The 20,188-nt window shown below is 62.8% G+C and carries 24 protein-coding genes; 4 read left to right on the forward strand and 20 right to left on the reverse strand.

Annotated elements, in window-relative coordinates:
* Positions 1-8: 8 nt before the first annotated feature.
* Positions 9-1,595, reverse strand: coding sequence for a carboxyl transferase domain-containing protein (locus HGK27_RS05210; protein ID WP_206239292.1), 1,587 nt, complete (start codon positions 1,593-1,595; stop codon positions 9-11).
* A complete protein-coding gene (locus HGK27_RS05215) occupies positions 1,595-2,737 on the reverse strand; it encodes an isovaleryl-CoA dehydrogenase (RefSeq protein ID WP_274617151.1) in 1,143 nt (380 codons plus the stop codon). The genes HGK27_RS05210 and HGK27_RS05215 overlap by 1 nt, the downstream gene beginning before the upstream one ends.
* A gap of 122 nt (positions 2,738-2,859) precedes the next feature.
* Here HGK27_RS05215 and HGK27_RS05220 point away from each other — a divergent pair, with 122 nt between their 5' ends.
* Positions 2,860-3,732 carry a LysR family transcriptional regulator gene (locus HGK27_RS05220; protein ID WP_206239294.1) on the forward strand — a complete coding sequence of 291 codons (873 nt, stop codon included), beginning with the start codon at positions 2,860-2,862 and terminating at the stop codon, positions 3,730-3,732.
* Between the two features lie 23 nt (positions 3,733-3,755).
* On the opposite strand, the gene HGK27_RS05225 is transcribed toward HGK27_RS05220, so the two are convergent.
* The 11 genes from HGK27_RS05225 to HGK27_RS05275 all read right to left on the reverse strand — a co-directional run bounded on the left by HGK27_RS05225 (position 3,756) and on the right by HGK27_RS05275 (position 12,268).
* The gene (locus HGK27_RS05225) at positions 3,756-4,253 is read right to left on the reverse strand and encodes a hypothetical protein (protein WP_206239295.1); all 498 of its coding nucleotides are present in this window, start codon (positions 4,251-4,253) and stop codon (positions 3,756-3,758) included.
* Between the two features lie 178 nt (positions 4,254-4,431).
* Positions 4,432-4,689, reverse strand: coding sequence for a hypothetical protein (locus HGK27_RS05230; RefSeq protein WP_206239297.1), 258 nt, complete (start codon positions 4,687-4,689; stop codon positions 4,432-4,434).
* A gap of 132 nt (positions 4,690-4,821) precedes the next feature.
* Positions 4,822-6,048 (reverse strand): NAD(P)/FAD-dependent oxidoreductase, encoded by a 1,227-nt coding sequence (locus HGK27_RS05235; RefSeq protein WP_206239298.1) that lies wholly within the window; start codon positions 6,046-6,048, stop codon positions 4,822-4,824.
* On the reverse strand, positions 6,041-6,823 hold the full coding sequence (gene pcaD / locus HGK27_RS05240; RefSeq protein WP_206239300.1) for a 3-oxoadipate enol-lactonase: 783 nt from the start codon (positions 6,821-6,823) through the stop codon (positions 6,041-6,043). Before pcaD ends, HGK27_RS05235 begins: the two co-directional genes overlap by 8 nt.
* 3 nt (positions 6,824-6,826) lie before the next feature.
* Positions 6,827-7,144: a 2Fe-2S iron-sulfur cluster-binding protein gene (locus HGK27_RS05245; protein WP_206239302.1), complete on the reverse strand. Its 318-nt coding sequence runs from the start codon at positions 7,142-7,144 to the stop codon at positions 6,827-6,829.
* A gap of 50 nt (positions 7,145-7,194) precedes the next feature.
* The gene (gene benD, locus HGK27_RS05250; protein ID WP_206239304.1) at positions 7,195-7,980 is read right to left on the reverse strand and encodes a benzoate diol dehydrogenase BenD; all 786 of its coding nucleotides are present in this window, start codon (positions 7,978-7,980) and stop codon (positions 7,195-7,197) included.
* A gap of 12 nt (positions 7,981-7,992) precedes the next feature.
* Complete coding sequence (gene benB / locus HGK27_RS05255) at positions 7,993-8,499, reverse strand: benzoate 1,2-dioxygenase small subunit (protein ID WP_206239306.1); 507 nt, start codon at positions 8,497-8,499, stop codon at positions 7,993-7,995.
* Positions 8,496-9,845 carry a Rieske 2Fe-2S domain-containing protein gene (locus HGK27_RS05260; protein ID WP_206239308.1) on the reverse strand — a complete coding sequence of 450 codons (1,350 nt, stop codon included), beginning with the start codon at positions 9,843-9,845 and terminating at the stop codon, positions 8,496-8,498. Before HGK27_RS05260 ends, benB begins: the two co-directional genes overlap by 4 nt.
* Positions 9,846-9,868: 23 nt before the next feature.
* A complete protein-coding gene (locus tag HGK27_RS05265) occupies positions 9,869-10,780 on the reverse strand; it encodes a dioxygenase family protein (protein WP_206239310.1) in 912 nt (303 codons plus the stop codon).
* A 34-nt stretch (positions 10,781-10,814) separates the two neighbouring features.
* Positions 10,815-11,105 (reverse strand): muconolactone Delta-isomerase, encoded by a 291-nt coding sequence (gene catC / locus HGK27_RS05270; RefSeq protein ID WP_206239312.1) that lies wholly within the window; start codon positions 11,103-11,105, stop codon positions 10,815-10,817.
* A gap of 5 nt (positions 11,106-11,110) precedes the next feature.
* On the reverse strand, positions 11,111-12,268 hold the full coding sequence (locus HGK27_RS05275; RefSeq protein ID WP_206239314.1) for a muconate/chloromuconate family cycloisomerase: 1,158 nt from the start codon (positions 12,266-12,268) through the stop codon (positions 11,111-11,113).
* Between the two features lie 108 nt (positions 12,269-12,376).
* Here HGK27_RS05275 and HGK27_RS05280 point away from each other — a divergent pair, with 108 nt between their 5' ends.
* Complete coding sequence (locus HGK27_RS05280) at positions 12,377-13,309, forward strand: LysR family transcriptional regulator (RefSeq protein ID WP_206242835.1); 933 nt, start codon at positions 12,377-12,379, stop codon at positions 13,307-13,309.
* 243 nt (positions 13,310-13,552) lie between these two features.
* Positions 13,553-14,104 (forward strand): DUF1697 domain-containing protein, encoded by a 552-nt coding sequence (locus HGK27_RS05285; RefSeq protein ID WP_206239316.1) that lies wholly within the window; start codon positions 13,553-13,555, stop codon positions 14,102-14,104.
* Positions 14,105-14,152: 48 nt separating this feature from the next.
* Here HGK27_RS05285 and HGK27_RS05290 read toward each other — a convergent pair whose 3' ends face one another.
* The 7 genes from HGK27_RS05290 to HGK27_RS05320 form a co-directional block, all read right to left on the reverse strand.
* Positions 14,153-15,001: an alpha/beta fold hydrolase gene (locus HGK27_RS05290; protein WP_206239317.1), complete on the reverse strand. Its 849-nt coding sequence runs from the start codon at positions 14,999-15,001 to the stop codon at positions 14,153-14,155.
* A complete protein-coding gene (locus HGK27_RS05295; RefSeq protein WP_206239319.1) occupies positions 14,998-15,414 on the reverse strand; it encodes a helix-turn-helix domain-containing protein in 417 nt (138 codons plus the stop codon). Before HGK27_RS05295 ends, HGK27_RS05290 begins: the two co-directional genes overlap by 4 nt.
* Before the next feature lie 197 nt (positions 15,415-15,611).
* On the reverse strand, positions 15,612-15,941 hold the full coding sequence (locus HGK27_RS05300; RefSeq protein WP_206239321.1) for a hypothetical protein: 330 nt from the start codon (positions 15,939-15,941) through the stop codon (positions 15,612-15,614).
* 1 nt (position 15,942) lies between these two features.
* Positions 15,943-16,167 (reverse strand): hypothetical protein, encoded by a 225-nt coding sequence (locus tag HGK27_RS05305; RefSeq protein WP_206239323.1) that lies wholly within the window; start codon positions 16,165-16,167, stop codon positions 15,943-15,945.
* A 191-nt stretch (positions 16,168-16,358) separates the two neighbouring features.
* The gene (locus tag HGK27_RS05310; RefSeq protein WP_206239325.1) at positions 16,359-17,573 is read right to left on the reverse strand and encodes an FAD-dependent oxidoreductase; all 1,215 of its coding nucleotides are present in this window, start codon (positions 17,571-17,573) and stop codon (positions 16,359-16,361) included.
* Positions 17,574-17,918: 345 nt separating this feature from the next.
* Positions 17,919-18,536, reverse strand: coding sequence for a flavin reductase family protein (locus HGK27_RS05315; RefSeq protein ID WP_206239327.1), 618 nt, complete (start codon positions 18,534-18,536; stop codon positions 17,919-17,921).
* Between the two features lie 91 nt (positions 18,537-18,627).
* Complete coding sequence (locus HGK27_RS05320; protein ID WP_206239329.1) at positions 18,628-19,005, reverse strand: antibiotic biosynthesis monooxygenase family protein; 378 nt, start codon at positions 19,003-19,005, stop codon at positions 18,628-18,630.
* Positions 19,006-19,228: 223 nt separating this feature from the next.
* Between HGK27_RS05320 and HGK27_RS05325 the strand changes: the two genes are divergently transcribed.
* Positions 19,229-19,930, forward strand: coding sequence for an ArsR/SmtB family transcription factor (locus HGK27_RS05325; RefSeq protein WP_206239330.1), 702 nt, complete (start codon positions 19,229-19,231; stop codon positions 19,928-19,930).
* Positions 19,931-20,188: the final 258 nt, after the last annotated feature.

The following is a 20,188-nucleotide window of genomic DNA, read 5'->3' on the forward strand; positions in this document are numbered from 1 at the left end:
TCCTTCCATCACATCCGGAACACGCCGAATTTCGCGGCTTCGGGCACGGGCGCGTTCAGCGTGGCGGCAAAGGCCAGACCCAGCACGTCACGCGTCTGGGCCGGGTCGATGATGCCATCGTCCCACAGGCGCGCGGTGGCGTAATAGGGGTTGCCTTCCTGCTCGAACCGGTCGCGGATCGGGGCCTTGAAGGCCTCGGCCTGTTCTGGAGTCCAGCTCGCGGCGTCGCGGTGGACGGTGGCCAGCACGCTGGCGGCCTGCTCGCCGCCCATCACGCTGATGCGCGCGTTGGGCCAGGTGAAGAGGAAGCGCGGCTGATAGGCCCGCCCGCACATGCCGTAATTGCCAGCGCCGAAGCTGCCGCCGATCAGCACGGTGATCTTGGGCACAGAGGCCGTGGCAACGGCGGTTACCAGCTTGGCGCCATGCTTGGCGATGCCCTCGGCCTCATATTTGCCGCCGACCATAAAGCCGGAAATGTTTTGCAAAAACAGCAGCGGAATCCGGCGCTGGCAGGCCAGTTCGATAAAATGCGCGCCTTTCAAGGCGCTTTCGCTGAACAGCACGCCATTGTTGGCCAGCACTGCCACCGGAAGCCCGTGGATATGCGCAAAGCCGCAGACCAGCGTGGTGCCATAGAGCGGCTTGAACTCATGGAATTCGCTGCCATCCACGATGCGGGCGATCACCTCGCGCACATCATAGGGCGCGCGCACATCCTGCGGGATGATGCCGTAAAGCTCTTGCGGATCGTACTTCGGCGGCTTGGGCGCGCGCAGATTGAGGGTGATCGGCGGGGCGGGCGGGAAGGTGGAAACAATGTCGCGCAGGATCGAGAGCGCATGCTCATCATTCTCCGCGACATGATCGACCACGCCGGACTTGCGGCCATGCAGATCGCCGCCGCCCAGATCCTCGGCGGAGATCACTTCGCCCGTCGCGGCCTGCACCAGCGGGGGGCCGGCGAGGAAGATCGTGCCCTGATGGCGCACGATCACGCTTTCGTCGCACATGGCGGGCACATAGGCGCCGCCCGCCGTGCAGCTGCCCATCACGCAGGCGATCTGCGGAATGCCCTGCGCCGACATTTGCGCCTGATTGAAGAAGATGCGCCCGAAATGATCGCGGTCGGGGAAGACCTCGGCCTGGTTGGGCAGGTTGGCGCCGCCCGAGTCCACCAGATAGAGGCAGGGCAGGCGGTTCTCCAGCGCGATCTCCTGAGCGCGCAGATGCTTCTTCACCGAGAGCGGGAAATAGGTGCCGCCCTTCACGGTGGCATCGTTGCAGGCGATCATCACCTGACGCCCGGAGACGTATCCAATCCCGGCGATGATCCCGGCGCCGGGCACCTCATCGTTGTAAAGGCCATTGGCGGCCAGCTGCCCGATCTCCAGAAAAGGGCTGCCCGGATCGAGCAGGCGTTCCACCCGCTCACGGGGCAGCAGCTTGCCGCGCGCGACATGCTTGGCGCGGGCGGAGTCTGAACCGCCCGCTGCGGCTGCTGCCACCTTCTCGCGCAGCTCTTGCGCCAAAGCGCGGTTGTGATCGGCGTGGGTGGCGGCTGACAGCTTGCTGTCGATAACAGGCGCGCTCATCAGCCGATCAACTCCCGCCCGATCAGCATGCGCCGGATCTCATTGGTCCCGGCGCCGATGTCGAGCAATTTGGCATCGCGCAGAAAACGCTCCACCGGCCAGTCCTTCGTATAGCCCGCGCCGCCCAGCGCCTGCACCGCTTCCAGCGCGGTCTTCACGGCATTCTCGCTGGCCAGCAGGATCGCGCCCGCCGCATCGAAGCGGGTGGTGCGCCCCGCGTCGCAAGCTTTGGCCACGGCATAGACATAGGCCCGCGCGGAATTGAGCGCCACATACATATCGGCCACCTTGGCCTGCATCAGCTGGAACGTGCCGATGGCCTTGCCGAACTGCTTGCGCTCCCGCACATAGGGCAGCACCACATCGAGGCAGGCCTGCATGATGCCCAGCTGGATGCCCGCCAGCACGGTGCGCTCATAATCGAGGCCCGACATCAGAACACCCGCGCCACCGTTCAGCGGCCCCATGATGTTCTCTTCGGGGACCTCGCAATCCTCGAACACCAGTTCCGCCGTGGGCGAGCCGCGCATGCCCATCTTGTCGATCTTCTGGCCGATGGAGAAGCCCTGAAAATCCTTCTCGATCAGGAAGGTGGTGATGCCTTTGGAACCCTCACCAGTCTTGGCGTAAACCACCAGCGTATCGGCATAGGCGGCATTGGTGATCCAGAATTTGGTGCCGTTGAGGATGTAGCGGTCACCCTTTTTCTCGGCCTTCAGCTTCATCGAGACCACATCGGAGCCCGCGCCAGCTTCGGACATGGCCAGAGAGCCGACGTGCTCACCCGAAATCAGCTTGGGCAGATATTTGGCCTTCTGCGCCTCATTGCCCCAGCGGCGGATCTGATTGACGCAGAGGTTGGAATGCGCGCCATAGCTCAGGCCGATGGAGGCCGAGGCGCGGGCCACTTCCTCCTGCGCCACCACATGCTCCAGATAGCCCAGACCGAGCCCGCCGAACACTTCCTCCACGGTGATGCCATGCAGGCCCAGTGCGCCCATTTCGGGCCACAGGTCACGCGGGAACCAGTCCTCCGCATCGATCTTCGCCGCCAGCGGAGCGATGCGCTCGGCGGCGAAGCGGGTGGTGCTTTCGCGGATCATATCGGCATTTTCACCGAGCCCGAAATCGAAATCACTCACGGCATCTCTCCTCTTTTGCAGCAGGTTAACGTGCCGGGCGCATCGAGGGAAATTGAAGTTTGTGCCGGTACTGCATTGATCGTATCTATGAAGTCAATATCCGCCCAGCAGAAGTCCGCAGCATGTTCGACCGTTATCTGATCCGCTATTTCCTCGCCGTGGTGGATCACGGCAGCTTTTCCCGCGCGGCGGCGGCCTGCCATGTCACGCAGCCGACGCTCTCGGTGGGCATCGGCAAGCTGGAGCGCGCGCTGGAGAATGTGCTGCTGATCCGTTCCAACCAGCGGGTGGAACTGACCGAGGCAGGCGCGCGCTTCCTGCCCCATGCGCGGCGGATCGAGCGGGCCTTCAACGTGGCGACGCAGGATATGATCGGGGCTGCCGATCTGCCCGTGCTGCGCCTCGGCGTGCTGAGCAGCATTCCCGATGTCGTGGTGGCCGATGCCGTGGCGGAAACGCGCCCTACCGAAAGCCACCGCTTCGAACTGCTGTTTGGCGATGAGCGGGAATTGCTCAGCCATCTGGCCAAGGGGCGGATCGATCTGGCGCTGACTTTGGTGGATCGCGGCTCAAAGCGCTTTCTGGAACGGGTGATCCTGACAGAGGGTTATGCGCTGGCCATCCCCGCCACGCATCCTCTGGCAGGCGAGGCCGAGATCACCGCCGAACAACTGGCCCATGAGGTGATGATCGTGCGCCGCCATTGCGAGGCGCTCTCCGAAACCAGCCGCTTTTTTACCGAGCGCGGCGTGCGCCCGCATTTCGCGCTGCGCTCGACCAATGATGACCGGGTGCTGCAAATGGTTGCAGCGGGGCTGGGCATCACGGTGATGCCGCGCAGCCATCGCCATGAAGGCGTGGCGCGGCCCGGGCTGAAAGGCTTCAAGGCCCAGCGCAGGATCGGCCTGATGGCGGGGCATGACAGCGAGCATCTCTTTGCCGATCCGCCCGCCTTGATCGCTGCGCTTTCGCGCAAGCTTGGCGGTGAGGCATAGGCACTAGCAGGGGCCGCTCGAAATCACCGCGCCTCTTGCACATACCCTTTCAGGCTTTGCAGAAAGCCGTCGATCCGCGTCTGGAGCGCAGCCATATCGTCACTCTGGAGGTCGATCTCTTCCAGCCTTCTGCGTAAGGCTGCGGCGTTCTCGCGCTCGGCCCCAAACATATCGAGCGTCGCCACCAGATCCAGCATCGACAGATATTTGTGGACGCGCAACAGCGCGCTGAAGGCCCCGGATATGGGCTCGATCAGCGAGGGATCGCTGCGCCAGTCGCGCCCTGCGAAGAGCGCGGTCGCCCGCTGCCCGGCGCCCAGACAATCGAAGCTGATGCAGCCGTGAAAACCAAGATCGGCGCGCCGGGCGTGGATCGTGCAGCCGCCATCCGCATGGAGGTTCGGGCAAGCCTGACCGGCCTCCTTGTCGATCGCGAACTGGCTTGAGCGGTCAAAGGCCAGCGCCATGCAGCACAGCGCCGCGCAATGCGTGCAATCAGGCAGAAGGCTGATGTCCTTCATCGCAGCGTTCCATATCGCACGCCGCCATGGCCCGGCAAAGGGAGGGACAGGTCTGTTTCCATCGCTGCCGCCTATAGCCGCCGATCATCAAACCACCAACGGGCATCCGCTTTGGTGATGATCCGGCGGGATGGCCGATGCTGCCACCGGCCTCCCGCCTTATGTCAGATATGGCGTGTCAGATCTGGCCGGCGTGCCAATCCGCATAGCTTCGCGAACTGGCCAGCGTGGCGATCTGATCGGCCCTCAGGGGCGAGGTGTCATCGGTGCGAATGGCATAGCGCCAGCGCTCCGCCGGTTCCGCCGCCATCACGATGCCGACGAGCCGCCCAAGCGAGCCCGCATCGACGGAATCGCCGCGAAAGCCGGTTTCGGCACCGTTCTGGTCATCAAAGGCCAGCAATGTTGCGGGTATGCTGAAACTGATATCTGCCATGACCGTCACCCCTTCTGTTTTTCAGCCTGATGGTGCTGGAAACGCCGAAGGAGCGCAAGATATCGAATCCTCATTGTATCGATAGGAATGCACGGCACGCCCGAGCCGCGTCGTCGATCGCGCGCTGGAGGGCTAGATCAGCTCTTTCAGCGCCTGTTCCGCATCGGCCAGCCGGTCGAGGTCCGGCCTGGCGCCGGCTTCGATCAGCTTGCGGCCCTGCACATAGTCCTTGACCCGATTGACGCAGTCGAGCGCCAGCAGCACCCCCTCCTGCAGATAGGCCACCGAGAAGGAACGGCTGGCCGGATCGCCGCGGATAATCGCCTGATCATAGCCGCGATTGATCCCGGCGGTCTGCAGCTTGAGGTCATACTGGTTGGACCAGAACCACGGAAAAGCGCGATAGGGCTGCGGATCGCCGCAGATCGCCTTGGCGACGCATGTGGCCATATCATTGGCGTTCTGCACCGATTCCACCCGCATCACCGCACCCCCGGCAAAGCCGCAGGCGAAAGCCGCGCAGTCGCCGATCGCGAAGACATCGGGCAGGGAGGTGCGGCACAGATCATCGACCTCCACGCCATTCGCGCCCTTGGCTCCGGCTGCGATCAGTGGGGCGACCGCAGGCACGATGCCGATGCCGACAATCACCGCCTCGGCAGGAACGACCACGCCATCGCCGAGCCTCACGCCGGTGACATGTCCATCCTTGCCCTCAAGCCCATCGACGGCCGCACCCATGCGCAGATCCACACCATGCGCCCGATGCTCGGCCTGATAGAAGGCGGAGAGATCCTCGCCCGCGACGCGCGCCAGCACGCGCGGCAAGGCTTCGAGCAAACTCACGCTCAGGCCTGCCTTGGTGAGCACGGCGGCTGCTTCCAGCCCGATATAGCCGCCGCCGATCACCACGACGGTTTTGATCCCGCCGTCAACCTCGGCCATCAGCCGGTCGCAATCCTCGCGGGTGCGCACGCTGTGGACGCCGGCAAGATCTGACCCCGCACAGGACAGGCGACGCGGATCGCCACCGGTGGCCCAGACCAGCTGGCCATAGCCATGGCTCTGCCCATCGGACAGCGTCAAAACCTTGGTCTGCGGATCGACCGCTGTGACCTCGGTGCCCAGACGGAAGGCGATGGCCTTCTCCGCCCAGAAGGCGGGCGGGCGGATCAGGATGCGCTCGAAGCTTTTCTCGCGGGCGAAATACTCCTTGGAGAGGGGCGGGCGCTCATAGGGGTACTCCGGTTCGCGCCCGATCACGGTGATCGTTCCCGCAAAGCCGTTCTGGCGCAAAGCGATGGCGCATTGCGCCCCGCCATGCCCGGCCCCCACGATGACAACCTCCGATTTATCCATGGCTCTGCGCCTCCAGAAAGGCGGTGAGGGTTGCGGCCAGCGCTTCGGGCGCTTCGAGCGGCGCCAGATGTGCGGCCTCCAGCGACACATGCGCCGCGCCGGGGATCAGGGCGAGGAGATGCTCGCCATGGCCAGCGAAGGGCGTCGATGTGTCGCGGGTGCCGGTGATGACCAGCGTCGGGCTGGCAATGGCGGAGATGCGGCCAGCCAGATCCATATCGCGGATCGCCGCGCCGCATCCGGCATAGCCCTGCGCATCCATCGCGATCAACTGGCGCCGCACGCTTTCGAACACCGCAGGCCGGGCCGCATCGGACAGGAAGCGCCCCATCGCCAGATCGGCGATGGCGGCCATGCCCTGCGCGCGCACCTTGGTGATGCGGTCATCCCACGATTGGCTGTCCATGGTGGCGGAGGTGCAGATCAGCGCCAGCTTTTCCAGCCTTTCAGGGGCCAGCAAAGCCAGTTCCATCCCGATCATGCCGCCCAGCGACACACCTGCGAGCGAAAAGCGATGCAGCCCGGCAGCATCGGCCACCGTCAGCACATCCTGCGCCAGAAGCGGCAGGGACCAATCCCCCGGCGCGGCGGGGGAGGCGCCATGACCGCGCGTGTCGATCCGCAGCAGGGCGAAGTTATCGCGCAGATGAGGCAGAACCTCATCCCACAGATCCATATCCGTGCCGATCGAATTGAGCAGCACCAGCGCCGGAGCATCGTCCCTGCCGTCACGCTTCCAATACAGGCGCCCGCCGGGCACATCGGTAAAAGCCATGGGTCAATCCTCCGGGGCGATGGTGACGCGCAGGCCGTCAAGCCCGGCGGTCATGGCGATCTGGCACGACAGGCGCGATCCTGCCGAGCGATGATCGCTGGAATCGAGCAGATCGTCCTCATCCTCGCCGGGTTGGCCGGTCGCCGCGAGCCATGGGGCATCGACGAAGACATGACAGGTGGCGCAAGAGCAATTGCCGCCGCACATGGCCAGCAATTCGTCAAAGCCATTGTCGCGGATGGCTTCCATCACGGACATCCCTTCCGAGACCTCGACAGCGGTTTTGTCGCCCGAGCGGTTGACGATAATCAGTGTGGGCACGTTGCGGGTTCCTGTTGTTCAACGCGGGTTTTCAAAAGGGCGAAGGCGCTTCAGCCCAGATCGCCACCGGCCACCATCAGGATCGAGCCGGTGATGTAGCTGGCCTCGTCAGAGGCGAGGAACAGGATCGGCGCGATCTGCTCGTCCAGCGTGCCATAGCGTTTCATAAAGGCCGATGAAGTCACCTGAGCCACCGCCTCGGCCATCCATGCCTGTTCCCGGGCATTGTCGCCCTCGGCGTTGCGGGGCACGCGGCGCGGCGGGGCGCTTGTGCCGCCCGGCGCGGTGGCCACCACGCGGATGCCCGCCTCGGCATATTCCATGGCCAGCGCCTGCGTCAGCCCGTTGATGCCGCCCTTGGCTGCCGAATAGGGCACACGGCGAATGCCGCGCGTGGCATTGGAGGAAACATTGACGATGGTGCCACTGCCCTGAGCCAGCATGGCGGGCAGCGCCGCATGGCAGCAGTAAAGCGTGGGCATCAGCGAGCGGCGGATTTCAGCATCGATCTGCGCGGGTTCGAAATCGGCATAGGGTCGCATGCGGATCGCGCCGCCGACATTGTTGACCAGCACATCGATGCGCCCGAAAGCTGCGATGGTCGCCGCCATGGCCTGCGCCGCGCCTTCATGGGTTTCAAGATCGCAGCGCACAGAGATGGCCTGCCCACCAGCGCTGGTGATTGCCTGTTCGACCTCGGTGACGAAGTCGGCGCGGTCCACAAGGACGAGCTTCGCCCCTTCCGCCGCCGCGCGCGTGGCCACACCCGCGCCGATGCCCTGTGCCGCGCCGGTCACCACCATGACCTTGCCGGCAAAGCGTTGTTGAAAGATCACCGCTCCGGCTCCTCAGATATGGTAGATGTCGATGACCTGATGGATGTAATCATCCTTCAGGACGATGGTCTTCTTCAGGATTTTGAGCGCTTCATCTGCCGTATCCAGCGTCAGGAAGGTGGTTCCGAAGAATTGATCCGTATGCTGGTAGCGATGGCTCAGCGTATGCCAGTTGTAGCGCAGGTCGATTGCGCCATCGCGGTGATCGAGGACTTCGATGTTGGCGATGAAATGGGATGTCCGCGCCTCGGGCGTGCTGGCCGAGGAGCGCTCGGTCTTCAGGCGATAGACGCGGTCTTCCAGCCCCTTGCGGTTGCCGTAATAGATCAGCGAGATCTGGCTCTGCGGATCGGTGGTGAGCGCATCGTCATCGGTCCAGGAGGGCATCCAGTATTCGACGCCTTCGGCATAGCAGTCCAGCCATGCGTCAAACGCGCGATCATCGAGCAGGCGGGCCTCGCGATAGAGGAAGGCGCAGATGTCGGCATAGGCCAACGCTTGTTCAGCCAGAAGTGTCATTCTGCCGCCTCCATCATGGGCCGGGCATCCCGGGCAAGGCCATCCAGCATGATCCGGGCCCAGAACTCATGCTGGCGCACGAAGAGGCCTTCATCCTCGCTGCGCTCGCTCGACAGCAGCGGGTTCATGCCCATGGCCGCCGCATTGGCATCGGGCCCGTCGATCCAGCGCAGGGCGCCACGGCTCAGGTCATTCCACAAGGCGCCCGCGCCTTCATAGGCCGACTGGCAGCTGCGGAATTCCTCCAGATCGTCGGGCGTGCCCATGCCGGTGACATTGAAGAAGTCCTCATATTGCCGGATGCGATGGGCGCGATCCTCCGCGCTTTCGCCCTTGGGGGCGTAGCAATAGATCGTCACCTCGGTGGTGTGGACATCGATGGGGCGCACCACCCGGATCTGGGTGGAGAACTGATCCATCAGGAAGACGTTGGGGTAAAGCGCCAGATTGCGCGTCTGCTCCAGAATGAAACGCGCCTTGTCTGCGCCCAGACGCTCCTCCAGCTGGCCCTTCAGATGCCAGACCGGGCGCACCTCGGGATTGAGCACCTGGGTCCAGAGCAGGATATGACCATGCTCGAAGCCATAGACGCCGCTGGCGGGCGCCTTCGACCAGCCATTGGCATCGACGGCTTTGGTGCCCCCCTCGGCGCGGCGACCCATGGTGGACTGGTAATTCTCATGGACGGAGCTGACGTGATAGCCGTCGCAGCCGTTTTCCATCTGCATCTTCCAGTTGCCGTCGAAGGTGTAGGTGGAGTTGCCGGTCAGCACCTCCAGACCTTCGGGCGCCTGATCGACCATCTGGTCGATGATGACTTTGGTTTCACCCAGATGATCTTCCAGAGAAACCACATCATGGTTGAGAGAGCCGAAGATAAAGCCGCGATAACTTTCCACGCGTACCATCGTCAGATCATGCGATCCTTCATGGTTGAAGCTTTCCGGATAGGCCCCGCTGCTGGCATCCTTGGCGCGCAGCAATTTGCCGTCGGTCTTGAAGCTCCAGCCGTGGAAGGGGCAGACGAAGAGCGGCTGGTTGCCCCGCTTGCGGCGACACAGCTTGGCGCCGCGATGGGCGCAGGCATTGACCATGCCGTTCAGGCCGCCATCCTTGCCGCGCGTCAGGATGATGGGGGTGCGGCCGATCCAGGCGGTGAGGTAATCATTCTTCTTCTCGATCTGGCTTTCATGGGCCAGATAGACCCAGTTGCTCTCGAAGATGTATTTCATCTCCAGCTCGAACAATTCGGGATCGGTGAAGACATCGCGGCGGCAGCGGAAGATGCCGGTCTTCGGATCGTCGACCACGGCGCTTGAAATGCGCTGCATCAGATGGTCATGCATGGTGCTCTCTCCCGATGGCGCCGTCAGGCGTTTTCTGCAGCTTTGACTTCGGCGCGGGTGCGAGCCGAGAAGCCTTCGTCGCCTTCATCATGGGCGCGCTGCAGCTGGAAATTGAAGGCGATATAGGCGCTGTCACCCTGACGGCTGGGCACGGGCAGCAGGCCCTCGCGGGTGCCGAAAGCGAAATCGTCGGCAGCAAAGGGATCGTCGCCGAAATTGATCTGCGTGGTCAGCGTGCGATAGCCGGGCGCCTCGATGAAGAAATGGACATGGGCCGGGCGATTGCCATGGCGGCCCAGCGCCTGCATCAGCTGATCGGTCGCGCCGCCGGGGGGCACCGAATAGCCGCTGGGCTGCTTGGAATGGAAGGCATAGCGGCCATCGTCACCCAGCTTGATGCGGCGGCGGTTGTTGAAGGGCGTCTGCTCGCTAGTGGGGTCGAAATGCGAGTACCAGCCCTTGGAATTGGCATGCCAGACATGGACGATGGCATCCTTGACCGCCTCGCCATCGGGGCCGGTGACGGAACCCGTCATATGCAGCACCTGCGTGCCCTCATCGGGATCGGTGCTGAGGTTGACATTGCCCTCGACCAGCGGGGCGCCCGCCACATAGAGCGGCCCCTCGATGGTGCGCGGCGTGCCGCCCGACAGGCCCGCCTCGGCATCCTTGGCGTCCATATAGAGGTCGAGGAAGTGCTCAAGCCCGGTGCCGGGCATGATCAGGCCGAATTCGCCCGCGCCATCGGCCAGGAATTTGACGGCCAGCCAGAACTCGCTTTCCGAGATGTCATGGCGCACGATCAGTTCCATCATGCTTTGCGTGAAGTCGCGCATGATCGCCTTGAGGCGTGGATTGCCGCCGCTTTCGTTCACGCCCGAGGCGCGGTCGAGCAGCTGCTGGATTTCGGGGGTCTTTACGAAGCTGACGTCCATTTTATTCTCTCCCAATGTCAGTTGATGCCAGTGTTCAGCGATCATCCTCATGGATCGACGAGGGGTGGCGGCAGAGCGGTGTCACGCTCAGGGTCATGAAGGGGAACAGCGGCAGCGCCATCAGCGTGTCGTGAAGCGCGGCATTGCTCTCGACATCGAAGATCGAGACATTCGAATAGAGCCCGACCTTGCGCCAGATATGCCGCCAGACGCCGGACGCCTGAAGCTTCTGGAAAAAAGCCTTTTCTTCGGCCTTGATCCGCGCGGCTTCGGCGGGGTCGAAGTCATTCGGAATGTTGACGTCCATTTCGACCATGAACAGCATGGTGGTCAGGCTCCTGTGCTCAGCGCGTGAAGGGTGGGGGCGGTGCGGTCGCGGCGGAAATGGGCCAGCTTGTCCTCGTCCAGCGCGATGCCGAGGCCCGGGGCGGTCGGCACCTCCAGCGAGAAATCGCGGTAGACCGGTGCTTGGGTGAGGATCTCCGCCGTCTGGAGCAGGGGGCCGAAGAGTTCGGTGCCCCAGGCCAGTTCGGGCAGGGTGGCGAAGAGATGGGCCGAGGCGATGGTGCCCACGCTGCCTTCCAGCATCGTGCCGCCATAAAGGCCGATCCCGGCTGCCGCGGCGATGGCGGCGACCTCTGCCGTGGCGAAAAGTCCGCCCGATTGCGCGATTTTCAGCGCAAAGACCCCGGCGGCATGGGCCGAGGCGATGCGCAGCGCGCTGCGGGGGCCTTGCAGCGCCTCATCGGCCATAAGCGGCACCGGCTGGGCGGCGGAGAGGCGGGCCATGGCGGCGATGTCGTCCCCGGCGATGGGCTGCTCGACCAGATTGCAGCCCACATCATGCAGCATGGCCATACCCAGCCTGGCCTGCGCTTCGGACCAGTTCTGGTTCACATCGACGCGCACGCTGGCGCGGTCGCCCAGCGCCTTGCAGATGGCGCCAACATGGGCGACATCCTCGCGCACGCTGCGCTTGCCGATCTTCAGCTTGAAGATGCGGTGGCGGCGCTGGGCCAGCATCTCCTCGCCCTCGGCGATGTCACGCAATGTGTCGCCGCTGGCCAGCGTCCAGGCGACGGGCAGGCTGCTGCGTCGGCGGCCACCGCCGATCAGTTCGGAGACCGGCACGCCAAGGCGCTTGCCCGCCATATCCAGCAAGGCGGTTTCCACCGCGCATTTGGCGAAGTGATTGCCGCGCACGCCTGTGGCGACCTTCGCCATCGTCGCGCCGACCTGCGCGATGTCGCAGCCTTGCAGGATGGGGAGGATGTAGGTGTCGATCGCCGATTTGATGCTTTCGGGGCTTTCCTCGCCATAGCTCAGCCCGCCGATGGTGGTGCCTTCGCCAAGGCCTTCCACGCCGTCGTTGTCGGCCAGCCGGACGATCACCATCGACTGGACATGCATGGTGGCCATGGCCAGAACATGGGGCCGGATTGTCGGGACATCGACAATGAAGGTATCGGCTCGATCCAACGCGGCCATTGCGGCGACTCTCCAGAATGCTTAAGGTCTGCGCTTGAGATATGCCGCTGCCGAGGCTTGTTCAAAGATCAATAAGGTTTCAGGCAGATACCTTGGAGGTATTTTGTGATCGATCTGCGCCTGTTGCGCTATTTTGTGGCCGTGGCTGACGAGGGCAATTTCAACCGTGCGGCCGAAAGGCTGCATATCGCCCAGCCGCCGCTGTCACGCGCGATCCAGCAGCTTGAGGCGCATGTTGGCGCGCAACTGATCGACCGTGCGATCAGGCCGCCCCGGCTGACGGCGGTCGGCAGGCTGCTCTATGCGCAGGCGCAGCAAATGCTGACCCGCATGGATGATGTGGAGGCCATGGTGAAAGCCGCTGCGCTGAGCGAGCGGCGCCATCTGGTGATCGGCTTTGTTGCCTCGACGATCTATGCCCGCTTGCCCGAGCTGATCCGCGAATTCCGCAAGGCGGCCGAGAATGTTGAGCTGGTGCTGGTCGAAAGCTCGTCGCTGGAGCAGATTGCGGCGCTGAAGGATGGGCGGATCGATGTGGGGTTTGGCCGCATCCGCTTTGAGGACCCGGCGGTCAGCCGCATCATCCTGCGCGATGAGAAGCTGATCGCTGCCTTTCCGGTGGATCACCCGCTGGCGCAAGGGGAGGGGCCGATCTCGCTGCGCGATCTGGCCGATCAGCCGCAGATCGTCTATCCGCGCGCGCCCAGGCCAAGCTATGCCGATCAGGTGATCTCGCTGTTTCGCGACCACGCGATTGAGCCGCGCATCGTGCATGAGGTGCGCGAATTGCAGATCGCGATCGGTCTTGTCGCGGCGGAGGAGGGGATCGCCATCGTGCCCGAATCGGTGCGGCGTGCGCGCAGCCATGACGTGGCCTTCCGCGATCTGCAGGAGGCCGCCACATCGCCGATCATCATGAGCCACCGTAAAGGCGATCACTCGCCCGAACTGACGCTGATGGCGACGGTGATCGCGCGCCAGTATGAGCGCTGGGCTTATCCCGTTCCGGCGGCGCTGCTGGCGCAGGAGGGCGATCTTTGATGGAGTGCCTCTTGCGGCATGCGTCGAAATCCAGCGCAATGTTATTATGACGGAACGATGCAATCCGTGTCTGGCGCTGGAAATGCGATTGCTCTTGGGGGCAGGCTGGGTGTTCTGGAATGACGCAAAAGTCATGGCATCGGGAATATCCGGTTTCAGGCGAGAACTGGCTGCCCTCGACCAGATCGCAGCGCTCGGACGTGGTGACGCGAAGGGTTGAAGCTGATAATGCGGTCCCGCCCCATGATGTTGGGTCTTGGCGATGAGCGGAGCTGGACATTGAACGCATATGTTGCCTTGCTACGCGCCGTGAATGTTGGCGGCACCGGCAAACTGCCGATGGCAACTCTGGCTCATATGTGTTCGGCGGCTGGGTTTGAGGCGGTGAAAACCTATATCGCCAGCGGTAATGTCGTCTTTCGAAGCGATGGCTCGGAGGATCAGGTGCGGTCTGCCCTTGAAGAAAAGCTACACGCTTATGCCGGCAAAAGCGTGGGTGTGATCGTCCGAACTGCGGCAGAGATTGCCGACACGCTTGGCCGTAATCCCTTCCCGGACTCGCCCGGCAACCGCGTCATGGCACTGTTCTCTGACGAAACGCTTCCCGCCGATCCACTCGATGGCGTGACCGGGCTTAAGAATGAGCAGCTTCGCTTGGGAAAGCGTGAGGTGTTCATCTTCTATCCGGACGGGATGGCGGACACTCGGCTACGCATACCCTGCGATAAGCGTGGTACGGCGCGAAATATGAACACCGTCGCCAAGCTGGCGGACATGGCTGCGGCGGTCCTTTAAGTCTGAAAGAGCGTTGTCGGTGGTGGGGCTGGCCCCGCGCGCATATGCTCAGGCCAAGAGGAATTGCAGGATCGTCTCGGCCTGACCGGGGATGAAATGGCGGGCTTCGGGCAGGAAGCGGATTTGCGCCTCGGGGAGGAGGCGTTCCAGCCGCTCGCGACTTTCCCGGGAATCGAGCAGCACATCGCGTCCACCCAGAATCGCCAGCAGCGGCATGCGCAAACCGGCCAGCGCATCATCCTGAAACACGGGTGGGTGCAGCGCCTGCAGCCGGGCGCTTTGGCCGATCAGCCGCATCAGATCGACAATCGCTTGCGCGAGCGGTTCCAGTCCTGCTCGTTCCGGCCCGATCACCATCGCCCTGATCCGGCGCATGCCCCATGGTCCGAGCAACATCAGCGGCAAGGCTTTGAGCAGGAATTTCCTCTGGCGTCCGATGCCCGTGGGGCAGAGGAGCGCCAGGCTGGTCACCCGATCCGGGCGCCGGATCGCGTAATCAAGCGCGATCCACCCGCCCAGCGACACGCCGACAACAGCGGCCTGCTTCAGCCCAAGCCCATTCAGCACATCGTCGAGCCAGAGTGTATAGGCGTCGCCCGTGAAAGGAGGCTGAGAAGGCGCGCTCAGCCCCGGTTGGCCGATCAGATCGAGTGCGTAGACCCGAAACTTTTGCGACCACAATGCCGCATCCGGCAGCCATGAGGCTGCATTGGCTTGCATGCCATGCAGCAGGATTAACGGGGGCGCTTGCTCCGGCCCGCAGGCAAGAACAAAGGTCTCGCCCTGGCGCGTGGGCAGCAGATGCTGCGCATGGTCGATCGGCCAGGATGCGAGCAGGGCGCGATAGCGCTCCAACACCTGCCGCCGCGCGCCTTCGCTCTTGAAGACGGCGCTCATGCCGGGGCGCCACGAAAGATGTCGAAAGCCTGTAGCAGCGCTGCTGTATCGGCGGGCTCGGCAATGATCACGATCTTGAGATGGCTTGCCGCAGGATCGAATGCGGTTTCCAGATGCACGGGCGTGGAAGATGCGTCGCGCGCGATCAGCATGGCCTGCAGGGCAGCGGTCACCCGGGTGGCCTGATCCCGCGAGGCGTCGGGCATATCGACGATCGAGGTGACGCGCACCGGCCTGACGCTCTGTTCGGGCGGAACACCGGCAAAGGCATCGAGATCGCCGCGCAAGATGCGGTAGGATTTGCCGATTTTTGTGGCGCGCAACCGTTCCGCCGCGATCAGCCGCAGAACGGTTTTGGGATGCAGCCCGAGGCGGTCGGCCACCTGATCGACGGTGAAAAAGGTCTGCGACATGGTGCTTCCTGATGAGGATGCCATGTCTAAAATATTACCTGATTTGGAGTCAATGGGGAACTATATGGACAAATATGCTTCCGGCACAACCTCGCGGCGAGAGGCGCGATAGCATTCCGGAGGATATATCCGATGGGTTGGAGGCTGATAATAAAGCCTTCTCAAGCCCTTGAGGTATCCCGCCAACTTACGCCTTATCACGCTTGGCTCAGCACCCGCGCGATACCCAGTTGGCCCGCGCTATAGTGGCCCTTGTTGAGCATGGTCTGCGCCAAATCCTCGGCCTGCCTGTTGCCCAGCCTTACGAGGGTGGAGAACTGGCGCAACATCTCGAGCCGTGGATTGGCCAGCGGCCGGGCGACATCGACATTGCCGACAAACCATTGCCACGCCCGCCCCAGCACGCCGCGCGGCGGCCCCATGCGCAGGGCTTCCTCTCGGGCAAGCTGGACCACGCGGTAGGAGAGGGGGTCGAGCGTTTCGGCGTGATCGACCTGAAATGCGGCGCTGTTGGTGTAAGTCGTCATGTCACAGTCTCCGCCGGCGATCGCCGGCAAGCAGGGAAGCCACCATCAGGAACAACAACACGAGGCCCAGCATCGCCAGCATCGTGTCATCGGCAGCGGCAAGGATCGCGCGGAAGATCATGAAGCCCATCGCCACGACGATCAGCCCGGCGAGCACCTGCCCGGCACGATGAGAGGTGGTCACAGTGTGACGGGGGAAGCCAAGAGAGCGGTGCTGGCTTGTCATGGGGACTCTACCGGTGCGTTGTTGAACCGAACGCTCCTATATTATCATACCTGTCGGTACACAATGTTAATTTTAGACCGATCGGTATATTTCTGCGATATCGGCGACAAGATATCCTTTCGCCCTGTGCGAGCGGATGGCGGCTTCCAGAGCCTGCAGATCCGAAAAGGACATGCCAGCTCTGCCAGCGCTTAACGAAAGTGTTGATCAGGCGAGCGAATATGCTCGCGCTGAATGCCCAGGCCTAGCAACCTTGCGGGCAGCGCTTGCAAGGCCGGTACGCTTTGCAACAGGCGCAGGATCATGGGCGCGCGAGGCGTGGTGCCGCGCATGGCCGGGCCGATGACCCGGCGATGGATGAGCCGCTGCAAGGTCTGAATGAGGCCGACCGCCAGTTTGCGCCGATCGCGAACCTTGTGCAGCAAGGGATCGGGATTGCCGCCCTCTGCGAGGCATGCCGCCAGAATGTTCGCGGCGGCAACCGCGTCCTGAATGGCCAGATTGATGCCGACGCCACCCACCGGAGACATGGCATGCGCGGCATCCCCGATGGCAAGCAGACCAGGGCGGTGCCAGCAGGTCAGATGATCGAGCGAGACGGTCAGCAATTTGACATCGTCCCAGTTGGTGATGGCTCCCATATGCGGCGCCAGCGCGGGGACCGTTGCCGCCACATCCATCCGAAAGCGCTCAAGCCCCGCCGCGCGCACCCGTTCGGCTCCCCCCTTTTCGATGACGCGGGCGCATTGGAAATAATCGCCGCGGTCGATGGTGACGATCATCTCGCCCCGATCGATATAGCCTTGTGTGCGATTGTCCGGCGTGCGCTGCTTGGGAATGCGGAACCACAGGACATCGATCGGCGCCCCCAGATCCTTGCGCGGCAGTCCGGCACTGTCACGCATCAGCGATCCGCGCCCGTCCGCAGCGATGACAAGCGCCGCCCGCAAGGTCTCGCCATGGGCGAGGCGAACCCCTTCGATGCGCCCGTCCTCCTCGATCAGGGCGACGGCCTCGCTGTTCATTCGCAGGGTGAAACAGGGCAGTCGGCGGGCCTGTTCGGCAACGAAGTCCAGAAAATGCCATTGCGGCATCATGGCAATGAAGCGCGCCGGCCCCGGCAGGCGGCTGAAATCCGCGATCCGATAGGTTGTGCCGCCGATCACCGCGCCAACACTCGTCACCTTGTCATGATCGCGCATCAGCAGCGCGTCCAGCAGGCCGAGTTCGTCGAAGAGGTCGAGTGTGGAGGGATGAACCGTGTCTCCGCGAAAGTCGCGCAGGAAATCCGCGTGCTTTTCCAGAACGACGGTTCGCACACCGGCGCGTGCCAGCAGCAGGCCCATCATCATTCCGGCGGGACCGCCCCCGACGACAAGGATGGGAGGTTTTTCATGATCGATCATAGCCTGCACCAGCCTCATCGAAAATGCGTACTGCAGACAAGCTGAGGGATAGCCGATGTGCAAGGGAAAAGATCGTTTTGGCGTTTGCTCCTCTGCGGGCCCGCTCGTGATCTCGCTGGCCAGAAGGATGGGCCCGCTATCGGCATGTCTTGTTCGGCTTTGCGGTGCTGCGTATCGTGGTGAGAGTGAACAGCGGCTCCTCCGATCAGGAGTGCCGCTGATGCCAAGACCAGCCTGGCGAATGTGACGCTACCCGCACTGCGATCGGGCAGGGCGACTGGTCTGCGATAGGCAAGGTTTGAATGTCTTTGAATGTAAGGCCGCTTTCAAGGCCGATCAATGCTGTTACCGGGCTCGAAAATTCTTCCCAAGATCCTGAGCATTGCCAAAATAATGCCGAAATACATAATGGAGGGGATTCCAGAGTTCTGTATTGATGTGACTCGTCTCTGGGATGAGGATGTCACGATGCGCATGAACGCGGATGATTTCGACTTCGAAGAGCAGATGCGAGGAAGCGCGATCGTTCGACTTTGATGCGCTTTCATGGCGGGCCAACAAGCGGGCTTCGAATTGCAACGGGCATTCCTGAATGCATGGCGGGGACACCATGGCACTTTGCCGCTGCGTGAAGCCGCCAAGGGCAAATTTGTCAGCTTCGTATCGATATCCCATGTTGGCTTTTTCGTGGGGAACAGGGATGCTGCCCGTTGTGGGGGCGATGGCTTCCACGTTCTGCCAGAGCCGTGCGGAAGGAAAATTCAGCGTGCATTCGCCACTTTGCTGAAGATTGGCCGTGCCCTGGCCGGTCGCGCCCAGGCCCAGCACCACCGAGCGTCCCAAAGCCCAGGCCGAGGACATGGGGGTGATGTTGGGCGTGCCGTCCGGATTGTTGGTGACAATGAGAACGACGGGTGTTCCGAAATAGAGTGTCGAAGGGTTGATGGTGAGATGCTCGGGCATGGGGACTCCGTGATGGCGTGGGCATCGAAATAGCTGCTGACATGCTCCGATGTTTCGATCCTTGGCGAACTATGGCCAGGGTCGCGATGCCTCAGGATGGCCGCGCTTTTCGTTCAAGTGCCCCGCCATCCGCCGGGAAAAGCGTATCGGATGGCGCCTGATCGCGTTCAATCATGCCGTAATCCCGCGCCACCTCGGCAACGCGTAACCTGTAATGGCTGAAAAGCGTCGTTCGGCCGAGGCGTTGGGCCATGCGGTGCATCTGCGTGTTGCGCCATCGCATCACCGCTGCCTCATCACGGAAAAAGGAGAGGGACAGCATCTTGCCTGGCTGGGTAAGGCTCTGGAATCTCTCGATTGAGAGAAATCCCTCAACCCTCTCAAGCTCCGAACGCAAATCAGCGGCCAGCGCCAGATATTGGTCGCTTTTGCCGTCAGCCAATTCGACTTCAAATATCACCGCGATCACAAGGCCGCCTCCTTAGCGGAAGGATGTTCTTCGAAACCTTGCCCCGGCAGAAGGGGCCTATCTTGCGATGGATGATGCATGTAATCCTCACTCATGTGCCGATTGTCGGCCTGCTTTTTCTAGGGCGCACACGCAGGATGATGCTTCGATCCTGCTCGAAGCATCAGGTGCCGTTGCTGTGAGAAGATCTTGCGTGACCTCGCCCCTCTTTTCTGGACAATCGATGCTGACCACCACCGGGATCGCCGAAATCGCAGCGCTTGTCGGTGACCCTTCCCGCACCGCCATGCTGGTCGCCCTTATGGACGGCCGCGCGCTGACGGCGACCGAACTGGCCCATGTCGCAGGGGTGACGCCTCAGACAGCGAGCAGCCACCTTGGCCGCCTGGCAGAGGCACAGCTGTTGACGGTCGCGCAGCAGGGGCGTCATCGATACTACCGTCTGGCATCCTCCACGGTGGGGGCCATGCTCGAAGGGATCATGGCTGTCGCAGCAGAACCGCGCCGGCACACAAGTCCTAAAGTGCGAACAGGGCCACGCGATGCGGCGTTGCGGCGGGCTCGCAGTTGCTATGATCATCTTGCCGGTGAGGTTGCTGTCGCCATTGCCGACCGGATGGGCGAGCTCGGCTATATCCAGCATGTTGACCAAGGCACCCATCTGACGGAGGAAGGGGGCGCCTTTCTGAGGTCGCTGGGAGTCGATGTTGAACAGGCGCGAGCGCGGGTTCATCGACGGCGACCTTTATGCCGTCTGTGCCTCGATTGGAGCGAACGACGCCCGCACCTTGCTGGAACCACCGGCGCCGCTCTGCTGACGGCCTTTGTGGAGCAAGGGTGGATGCGACCGACTGATGGTTCCAGGGCGCTCACGATCAGCCGTTTGGGGTTTCGCGCGCTCCAGCTTCATTTTGGCATCGAGTAGGGGGGGGGGCGCTCTTTTCCCTTGTGGAGCTTATCCAGATCCTATCTGGCAGCCTATGCATCCCGAGCTGTGGGCCTCATGCCCCCGTCCTGATGGCGAAAGATCGGGGTATTTTTCAAAGCGAGAGTTTTTCTGTTTTCCATCAAACCGATTCGAAGCGCCAGAGGCGTTCGCCTGTCGCCATAGTGAGCAGACAGAGCTTTTGCTCGTCGCTCAGTGTGTGCGGCTTATCTTTTGGTGTTTGGCCCATTGCCAAGG

Origin of the sequence: Novosphingobium terrae (genome assembly GCF_017163935.1) — a bacterium.
In the GTDB taxonomy this organism is placed as follows: domain Bacteria; phylum Pseudomonadota; class Alphaproteobacteria; order Sphingomonadales; family Sphingomonadaceae; genus Novosphingobium; species Novosphingobium terrae.

Coding starts and splice junctions, on each gene's coding strand:
- HGK27_RS05210 (WP_206239292.1), bottom strand. CDS start 1,595: ATGAGCGCGCCTGTTATCGACAGCAAGCTGTCAGCCGCCACCCACGCC.
- HGK27_RS05220 (WP_206239294.1), top strand. CDS start 2,860: ATGTTCGACCGTTATCTGATCCGCTATTTCCTCGCCGTGGTGGATCAC.
- HGK27_RS05225 (WP_206239295.1), bottom strand. CDS start 4,253: ATGAAGGACATCAGCCTTCTGCCTGATTGCACGCATTGCGCGGCGCTG.
- HGK27_RS05230 (WP_206239297.1), bottom strand. CDS start 4,689: ATGGCAGATATCAGTTTCAGCATACCCGCAACATTGCTGGCCTTTGAT.
- HGK27_RS05235 (WP_206239298.1), bottom strand. CDS start 6,048: ATGGATAAATCGGAGGTTGTCATCGTGGGGGCCGGGCATGGCGGGGCG.
- pcaD (WP_206239300.1), bottom strand. CDS start 6,823: ATGGCTTTTACCGATGTGCCCGGCGGGCGCCTGTATTGGAAGCGTGAC.
- benB (WP_206239306.1), bottom strand. CDS start 8,499: ATGACACTTCTGGCTGAACAAGCGTTGGCCTATGCCGACATCTGCGCC.
- HGK27_RS05260 (WP_206239308.1), bottom strand. CDS start 9,845: ATGCATGACCATCTGATGCAGCGCATTTCAAGCGCCGTGGTCGACGAT.
- HGK27_RS05265 (WP_206239310.1), bottom strand. CDS start 10,780: ATGGACGTCAGCTTCGTAAAGACCCCCGAAATCCAGCAGCTGCTCGAC.
- catC (WP_206239312.1), bottom strand. CDS start 11,105: ATGCTGTTCATGGTCGAAATGGACGTCAACATTCCGAATGACTTCGAC.
- HGK27_RS05275 (WP_206239314.1), bottom strand. CDS start 12,268: ATGGCCGCGTTGGATCGAGCCGATACCTTCATTGTCGATGTCCCGACA.
- HGK27_RS05285 (WP_206239316.1), top strand. CDS start 13,553: ATGATGTTGGGTCTTGGCGATGAGCGGAGCTGGACATTGAACGCATAT.
- HGK27_RS05290 (WP_206239317.1), bottom strand. CDS start 15,001: ATGAGCGCCGTCTTCAAGAGCGAAGGCGCGCGGCGGCAGGTGTTGGAG.
- HGK27_RS05295 (WP_206239319.1), bottom strand. CDS start 15,414: ATGTCGCAGACCTTTTTCACCGTCGATCAGGTGGCCGACCGCCTCGGG.
- HGK27_RS05300 (WP_206239321.1), bottom strand. CDS start 15,941: ATGACGACTTACACCAACAGCGCCGCATTTCAGGTCGATCACGCCGAA.
- HGK27_RS05305 (WP_206239323.1), bottom strand. CDS start 16,167: ATGACAAGCCAGCACCGCTCTCTTGGCTTCCCCCGTCACACTGTGACC.
- HGK27_RS05310 (WP_206239325.1), bottom strand. CDS start 17,573: ATGATCGATCATGAAAAACCTCCCATCCTTGTCGTCGGGGGCGGTCCC.
- HGK27_RS05315 (WP_206239327.1), bottom strand. CDS start 18,536: ATGCCCGAGCATCTCACCATCAACCCTTCGACACTCTATTTCGGAACA.
- HGK27_RS05325 (WP_206239330.1), top strand. CDS start 19,229: ATGCTGACCACCACCGGGATCGCCGAAATCGCAGCGCTTGTCGGTGAC.